The 7,738-nt window shown below is 58.9% G+C and carries 7 protein-coding genes; all 7 read right to left on the bottom strand.

Annotation, left to right across the window (positions count from 1 at the left end; translation table 11 throughout):
* Positions 1-47 precede the first annotated feature (47 nt).
* Positions 48-422: a glycine zipper family protein gene (locus E1297_RS37740; protein ID WP_155147350.1), complete on the bottom strand. Its 375-nt coding sequence runs from the start codon at positions 420-422 to the stop codon at positions 48-50.
* A 106-nt stretch (positions 423-528) separates the two neighbouring features.
* A complete protein-coding gene (gene murD / locus E1297_RS37735) occupies positions 529-1,929 on the bottom strand; it encodes a UDP-N-acetylmuramoyl-L-alanine--D-glutamate ligase (protein ID WP_155147348.1) in 1,401 nt (466 codons plus the stop codon).
* Between the two features lie 5 nt (positions 1,930-1,934).
* Complete coding sequence (locus tag E1297_RS37730) at positions 1,935-2,471, bottom strand: AAA family ATPase (protein WP_368669810.1); 537 nt, start codon at positions 2,469-2,471, stop codon at positions 1,935-1,937.
* A complete protein-coding gene (gene mraY, locus E1297_RS37725; RefSeq protein WP_155147344.1) occupies positions 2,468-3,550 on the bottom strand; it encodes a phospho-N-acetylmuramoyl-pentapeptide-transferase in 1,083 nt (360 codons plus the stop codon). The genes E1297_RS37730 and mraY overlap by 4 nt, the downstream gene beginning before the upstream one ends.
* A 36-nt stretch (positions 3,551-3,586) precedes the next feature.
* A complete protein-coding gene (gene murF, locus E1297_RS37720) occupies positions 3,587-4,981 on the bottom strand; it encodes a UDP-N-acetylmuramoyl-tripeptide--D-alanyl-D-alanine ligase (protein WP_155147342.1) in 1,395 nt (464 codons plus the stop codon).
* Positions 4,978-6,459 carry a UDP-N-acetylmuramoyl-L-alanyl-D-glutamate--2,6-diaminopimelate ligase gene (locus E1297_RS37715; protein ID WP_155147340.1) on the bottom strand — a complete coding sequence of 494 codons (1,482 nt, stop codon included), beginning with the start codon at positions 6,457-6,459 and terminating at the stop codon, positions 4,978-4,980. The genes murF and E1297_RS37715 overlap by 4 nt, the downstream gene beginning before the upstream one ends.
* A gap of 21 nt (positions 6,460-6,480) precedes the next feature.
* A partial coding sequence (locus E1297_RS37710; RefSeq protein WP_155147575.1) for a penicillin-binding protein 2 occupies positions 6,481-7,738 on the bottom strand: 1,258 nt, incomplete at its 5' end.

Here is a 7,738-nt window from a genome sequence, read left to right as displayed (position 1 = left end):
GCGTGGTCCTCGGGCCATGCTGCAGGAACTGCGATCGCCAGCAAAGCTTAGCCTACGACGTTGTAGCCACGTCCGCGCATGCAGTTGCGCACGATCACTTCTCGGTTCTGGTTCTTGGCATAAACGTCTGCACCGGCGCCAAGCAGAGCACCCGCGGCTGCCGCACGACCCAGGTTATCACTGCTGTCCTGAATGATCGCAGTCGTTGCCGCCGCACCTGCCGCGCCAATGGCTGCATTGCCTGCAGTGCTTCCGTCGACAGCTGCCTGAGATGCGGCCAGTTGCTGACACTGTGCCAGATCATTGCTGTAGTTTGGTCCGACCGGGCCATCGATAACGGGCTGGTAGTTGGCGCCGGTGTTGGCGCAGGCACCGGCCAGCATGAGCACGGGAAGGATCAGAAAAGACTTACGGTTTGTCATAACGATGACCTCTTGTTGAATTACAGAGAAGCAAAACCAATTCGATTATGGCGTCAAGCTAATCACCTGAAACCTTGGCTGAAACGGCGGTCAATTGCAAACGGGGCTATTCCGCCAGCCGTTTTTTGACCTCAGCAACGAAATCATCGCCGCGCTGTTCAAAATTGTCATACTGATCGAAACTGGCTGCTGCTGGCGCAAGCAGAACCGTTTCTCCGGGCGCTGCGTCTTTCATCGCCTGCTCGACTGCTGCGGCCATCGTGGTGCAAACCTCGGCCTCGGCCTCAAGCTGCATCGCGAAACCGGCGGCTTCACGTCCGATGACATAAGCTTTGAGCACCGCATCCCCGGCACCGTTCAGTGCAGACAGGCCGCCCTCTTTCTCAAGCCCGCCGCAGATCCAGCGGATGTTTCGGAACGCGCTTAGTGCCTTGAGCGCGCTGTCAACGTTGGTGGCCTTGGAGTCGTTCACATAGGTGACCCCATCCGCCTCGGCGATGATCTGGCTGCGATGCGGCAGCCCCGGATAGCTGTGCAGCGCCTGTTCGATCACACGCGGCGCCAGCCCCAGTGAACGGCAGGCCGCATAAGCTGAACAGGCGTTCTGATGGTTATGCGCGCCCGGAAGCCCCTTGATTTCACGCAGGTCAATTGAACCTGCCTGACGACCTTTTCGGTATTCCGACAGAAACCCCTTACGCGCAAATACCTGCCAGCCCGGCCCTGTCAGCTTGCGGTCGACCGAGACACGGATGACTCGGTCATCTGCGGGTCCTTCGGCTAGTTGCCCAGCCAGAAACGCTCCTTCTGTTTCATCGATGCCGATGACGGCGCGGTCCGGCCCACCTTCGGCGAACAGGCGGCGCTTGGCGGCAAAGTAGCCGCCCATTCCGCCGTGACGGTCCAGATGATCCGGAGAGAGATTGGTGAAAACGGCGATATCCGGCGTCAATGACCGCGCCAGTTCGGTCTGATAACTGCTGAGTTCCAGCACTACCACCGATCCGTCACTACCGGGATCGATATCCAGAACTCCACGCCCGATATTGCCCGCAAGCTGAGAGTCGCGTCCGGCCTCGGTCAGGATATGATGGATCAGTGCGGCAGTGGTCGACTTGCCATTCGAACCCGTCACCGCGATGACCCGTGGCGGGGTTTCGAGATTGTTCCATTCGGGCCCCGCAAACGACCGGAAAAACAGCCCTATGTCGTTGTCGACGGGAACCCCGGCTTCCAGCGCGGCGACCACGACCGGGTTAGGTTCGGGATACAGATGAGGAATGCCCGGCGAAACAATCAGTGACGCGATATCATCAAAGGCACCCTGGCGGCGCAGATCGGCGCAAGTAAAGCCTTCGGCCTCGGCGGCGTCGCGCGCAGCTGGGTTGTCGTCCCAGCAAATAGCCTCGGCCCCGCCCGCGCGCAGCGCCCGCGCTGCGGCCAGCCCTGATCGGCCCAGTCCCAGAACCCCAACTTTTTGTCCTGAAAACCCTTTGACCGGGATCATTCCGCTCACCCTTTTGACAGTTGCTCTTCCAACCAGTTCGCCCGAAGGATCACGGCCATTTTCGGGACCTCCACCGTAACAAACCCGTATTCAGGTAAGCGGTCGCATAACGCTTGGTATTCTGCAAGGGCCTGCTCGAAATCATGCTGCCGGTCCTGATCCTGCTCGAAAATCTCTGGCCATGGCGGTGTCAGATATACATGCCGATCATAACTGACATCCAGTATTGCACGACGAATATCAGCGTCTAATGGCGTTCCTGTTCGGTCAAACCAGATCAAGGCATCCAGAGCTGAACGGTCGAATATCACCTGATCCTGCTGAGCGTTATGAAAATCCGCCAACGCGGTTTCGATGACACGGAAGCAAAATGCCTTTGGGTCAGACCATGGAAATGCCTGACCATTGTTATGCCGTTCCTGCGCGATCACTCGCCGCCCGGGTTCTGAAACCGTGGCATAGCCGCGCTCTGACATCTCTTGCAGCAAGGTGGACTTACCACCCCCGGAACAGCCTGAGAGAACAATCCTGCGCGGTTTCACCGAACCTTCAACGTCGCCAAGCCGATCATCGCAAGGATGAGAGAGATGATCCAGAAACGGATGACAATCGTGGGTTCCGCCCAGCCCTTTTTCTCATAGTGATGATGGATTGGAGCCATGAGGAACACGCGCTTGCCGGTCCGCTTGAAATACAGGACTTGAATGATCACGCTCAGCGCCTCGACCACGAACAGGCCGCCAACTACCGCAAGGACAAGCTCGTGCTTAGTCGCCACTGCAATCGCGCCTAATGCGCCACCCAGCGCCAGCGATCCGGTATCACCCATGAACACCGCGGCAGGCGGTGCGTTGTACCACAGGAATCCCAGCCCGGCGCCGAACAAGGCAGAGGTGAAGATGAATATCTCGCCGGTTCCCGGAACATAGTGCACGTCCAGATACTCGGTAAAGTCGACCCGACCAACCGCATAGGCAATGATGCCAAGTGTTGATGCGGCAATCATAGCCGGCATGATCGCAAGGCCGTCAAGACCATCGGTCAGGTTCACCGCATTTGCTGCACCGACGATAACGATGATCGAAAACGGGATGTAGAAGATGCCGAGATTGATCAGAGTATCTTTGAAGATCGGCAAAGCGAGTTGATTTTGCAGTGCTTCGGGATGGTGCAGCGAGGCCCAGAGCGCCGCGAGCACGGCGATCAGAATCCCCAGCGCCAATCGCATCTTGCCCGAAACGCCCTTGGTATTCTGCTTGGACACCTTGGCATAATCATCCGCAAACCCGATCGCCGCGTAGGCCAGTGTCACAAACAGCACCATCCACATGTATGGATTATCCCAGCGCGCCCAGATCAGCGTCGAGGTGACCAGAGCACCAACGATCAGCAAACCGCCCATGGTCGGTGTGCCGGCCTTCGAGAAATGCCCCTCGGGGCCGTCATCACGGATAGGCTGGCCCTTACCCTGTTTCTTGCGCAGAACGTTGATCAGCGGCTTGCCAAACAGAAAACCGAAGATAAGCGCAGTCAGAAAGGCACCGCCCGCGCGGAACGTGATATAGCGGAAGAGGTTAAAAAAGTCCCCTCCGTCCGACAGCGCGGTCAACCAATAGAGCATTACAAAACCTTTCTCACACAGAGGTCGCGGGTGCGGTCATTGATCAAGCGCGCCCCCTTGCCCCATTTTACGCAAACCGTCAACAATCCGTGCCAGCGCCATGCTGAGCGATCCCTTGGCCAGCACCACATCCTGATCCTGAATCAGGTCGGGCAAATGCGCCGCCATTTCGTCACTTGTTTCAAACCACAGCCCACGCTTGCCCGCAGGCAAGGCGTCATGCAGTGCCTTCATCAGCGGACCAATGCTATGCACCAGATCGACGCGAGCCATCGCATCCACATCTGCCATTGCTGCATGCATCGCCACTTCTGCCGAGCCCAGCTCTTTCATGTCGCCCAGAAACGCGATGCGGCGCTTGCCCTCGGCTGCGGCCAGCACATCTAGAGCTGCAGCCATCGAGGTGGGGTTGGCGTTGTAGCTGTCGTCCAATAGTTCGATCTGCCCGCCACCGGCCAGAGACAGCGCCTCACGCACGCCCCGCCCCTTGACCGGGGACCACTGCCTTAGCCCAGCGATGGCCTGATCCAGATCCACGCCCAACTCGACGCATGCTGCCAGGGCACCCAGTGCGTTCATCGCAAAATGTGTGCCAGCAGACTGAACGTCAAAGGTAATCGGCTTGTCATCGGCACTGGCCGTCGCGCGCACGGCATCGGCAGATTGGACCACATCCTTCAGCGCGTAACCTTGTGCCTGAGTGCCGAAATCTACGATCTTTGCGCCGCGTTCATCGGCGCAGTCACGTAGAATGTCGGCATGTTCGATGTCAGCATTCACAATAGCTGAGCCGTTATCCGTAAGGCCCTCGAATATAGCTGCTTTTTCTTGAGCGATACCTGCGACGGACTCGAAAGCCTCCAGGTGAACAGCAGCCACAGTCGTGACCAGCGCCACATGCGGCTTGGCCTGTCGGGCCAGCGGTCCGATTTCCCCGGGGTGGTTCATGCCGATCTCAATCACCGCATATTCCGTATCGCGCGGCATCCGCGCCAGCGTTAGCGGTACGCCCCAGTGGTTGTTGTAGCTGGCAACACTTGCATGGGTTCGTCCCTGACCGGACAGGATCGTGGCCAGCATCTCTTTGGTCGAGGTTTTGCCAACACTCCCGGTTACGCCGACGACCCGGGCATCACTGCGCGCACGGGCAGCCTGCCCCAGCGCTTCGAGCCCGGTCTGAACGTCCTCAACAATCAGCAGCGGCGCGTCTTCGGACACACCTTCGGGAATACGGGACACCAGCGCTGCCCCGGCGCCCTTTTCAAGCGCCTGCGCCACAAAATCATGCCCATCACGGGCAGCTTTGAGGGCGACAAACAGATCTCCGGGCTGAATAGTCCGGGTATCGATGGAAACGCCATTCACGCTCCAATCACCTGTCGTGCGTCCACCTGTTGCCTCGGCGGCCTCGGCTGCAGTCCAGAGTGTCATGCAACCCTCCCATCCAAAGCCGCAACAGCAATGCTGGCCTGTTCCACATCATCGAACGGAAGAACCTGATCACCAACGATCTGACCGGTTTCATGCCCTTTGCCCGCAATCAACAGCGCATCGCCGGGTTGCAGCGCATCAATCCCGCGTAGGATAGCCTCCGCGCGGTCTCCGACCTCGGTCGCCTCAGGCGCCCCCCCCATCACAGCTGCGCGAATGATGGCTGGATCCTCGCTGCGGGGATTGTCGTCGGTGACAAATACAATGTCGGCGTGATCTGCGGCTGCCTTGCCCATCAACGGACGCTTTGTGGCATCGCGATCCCCGCCGGCGCCGACAATGGCAATCAGCCGTCCCATGACGTGTGGGCGCATCGCTTTCAGTGCAGTGGCGACCGCATCCGGAGTATGTGCATAATCGACAAAAACTGCTGCGCCGTTGTCACGGGTCGCAGCCAGTTGCATCCGCCCACGTACAGTCGTCAGATGCGGAAGGGTTTCGAAAACCCGCTCGGGATCTTCACCACCTGCGATGACCAGAGCACAGGCCAGCAGAACATTTTCAGCCTGAAACCCGCCAATCAGATTCAGCCGGGTCTGGAATGTCTTGCCTCGCCATGAAAAGCGCAAATCCTGACCGGTTGCATCAAACCGCTGGTTCAGCAGGCACAGGTCCGCATCCTCTGAGCCGACGGTGAGTACCGTCTGGCCCCGGGCTTCGGCGACCCGGCGCATCTCGGCACCTTTTGGGTCACTGAGGTTGATAACGGCGATGCCATCCTGAGGCAGGACGCGGTCAAACAGCCCGGCCTTGGCGGCAAAATAGGCCTCGAACGTGTCGTGATAATCCAGATGATCCTGCGTGAAGTTCGAAAATCCCGCCGCCGTGAGATGTACACCATCCAGGCGGCGTTGTTCGAGCCCATGAGACGATGCCTCCATCGCGGCATGGGTTACGCCATTGTCCGCCGCGTCCGCCAGACACCGATGCAGTGTGATTGGTTCGGGTGTCGTGTGTGCCAACGGTGCAGTCCATGCCCCTTCAACACCGGTTGTGCCTAGGTTGATTGCAGCGTGGCCAAGCTCGGTCCAGATCTGGCGCACGAATGTCGCAACGGACGTTTTGCCATTGGTTCCGGTCACGGCGATGATGGTCTTGGGCTGCGCACCGAACCACAATGCTGCGGAATAGGCGAGTGCCTGACGCGGATCTTCGACAACGATTAGTGCGGCATCCGAGGCCACCAATTCTTCGGCCGCAATCTCGGCCCCTTTTGCATCTGTCAGGATCGCAGCTGCGCCCATACGCAAGGCAAACTGAATGAATTCGCCGCCATGCACGCGCGTTCCGGGAAGTGCTGCAAAAAGGAACCCGTCCTTGACCTCGCGGCTATCGACCGCCAGCCCGGTTATGTCGGGATTGCTTCCACCCCGCGCGGTCAGGGCCAGTTGGCTGAGTTTCTTTGACCTTGCGCCCATGCCCCACCTGCCTGGTTCTGCCTAGTTTGAGGTCAGCGTTATAGCAGCGCCCGCCTCAGGCTCAAGCCGTGGTCTGAGACCCAGAAGCGGTGCGATGCGACCGATCAGTTCGGCAGCGACCGGCACCGCTGTCCAGCCTGCTGTACGGCGCTTTTCGCCATAGGCCACGATGGAAGGTTCGTCCAAAGTGACGATCAGCACATATTTAGGATCATAGGCCGGAAACAGAGTGGCGAATGTCGCGATGACCTTGTCATCATAATATCCGCCGCGCGGTTTCGGCTTGTCCGCCGTGCCGGTTTTACCTGCCACGTCATAGCCGGGAACATCGCCGAAGCTGGCGGTGCCATCGGTCACGACCTTGCGCAACATCTTCTGTGCCTGCGTTGCGGCATTCTCAGACAGGACGCGTGGGCCGTATTGCGGACCGTTGCGACGCAGAATCGTCGGGCTGACATAATGCCCGCCATTGGCAATCGCCGCATAGCCCGCCGCCAGATGCATCGGACTTGTCGAAAGGCCATGGCCATAGGAAATCGTCACTGTGCTGAGCTCGCCCCATTTCTTGGGTTTGAGCGGCTCACCACCAGCTGCCTCGACAATCTCGAACGGGGTTGGTTCGAACATACCCAACGTGCTCAGGAAATCCTGCTGCCGCTGCGCGCCGATCTGCAATGCGAGACGCCCGGTCCCCCGGTTCGAACTGTGAACGATCACGTCAGCAACACTGATCTTGCCATAGTTTTTGCCGTTGAATTCACCGATGGGAAAGCGGCCAATTTTCATCGGGCCGGATGTGTCGATGATGGTGTTCGAGTTCACCAGCCCAATCTCCACCGCCTGAGCGGCCGTGAAAATCTTGAACACAGAACCCAGTTCATAAACGCCCTGTACATATCGGTTGAACAACGGGCTGTCTGACGGATCAAAACCCGAGGTTGGCGGGCGTGGACGGTCATTGGGATCAAACGATGGCAGCGATGCCGCTGAAATTACCTCGCCGGTGTGCACGTTCATAAGCACTGCCGAGGCACCCTTGGCATTCATGATCTTCATGCCGCCGTACAGCACCTGCTCGACCGCGGCCTGAATGGTCAGGTCCAGCGACAGTTGCAGCGGCTTGTTGCCGTTGGCGGGATCGCGCAGATAGTCATCGAACTGTTTCTCTACGCCCGCAACGCCAATCACCTCGGCAGCGCTGACACCTTCGCGACCGAAACCTGCTCCGCCGAGGATATGCGCCGCCAGTCGCCCATTAGGGTAAAGACGCATTTCGCGC

The organism is Roseibium sp. RKSG952, from assembly GCF_009711355.1.
Note: the sequence above shows the minus strand (reverse complement) of the source record. Positions and strands in the feature narration are given on the sequence as shown.

Coding starts and splice junctions, on each gene's coding strand:
- E1297_RS37740 (WP_155147350.1), bottom strand. CDS start 422: ATGACAAACCGTAAGTCTTTTCTGATCCTTCCCGTGCTCATGCTGGCC.
- murD (WP_155147348.1), bottom strand. CDS start 1,929: ATGATCCCGGTCAAAGGGTTTTCAGGACAAAAAGTTGGGGTTCTGGGA.
- mraY (WP_155147344.1), bottom strand. CDS start 3,550: ATGCTCTATTGGTTGACCGCGCTGTCGGACGGAGGGGACTTTTTTAAC.
- murF (WP_155147342.1), bottom strand. CDS start 4,981: ATGACACTCTGGACTGCAGCCGAGGCCGCCGAGGCAACAGGTGGACGC.
- E1297_RS37715 (WP_155147340.1), bottom strand. CDS start 6,459: ATGGGCGCAAGGTCAAAGAAACTCAGCCAACTGGCCCTGACCGCGCGG.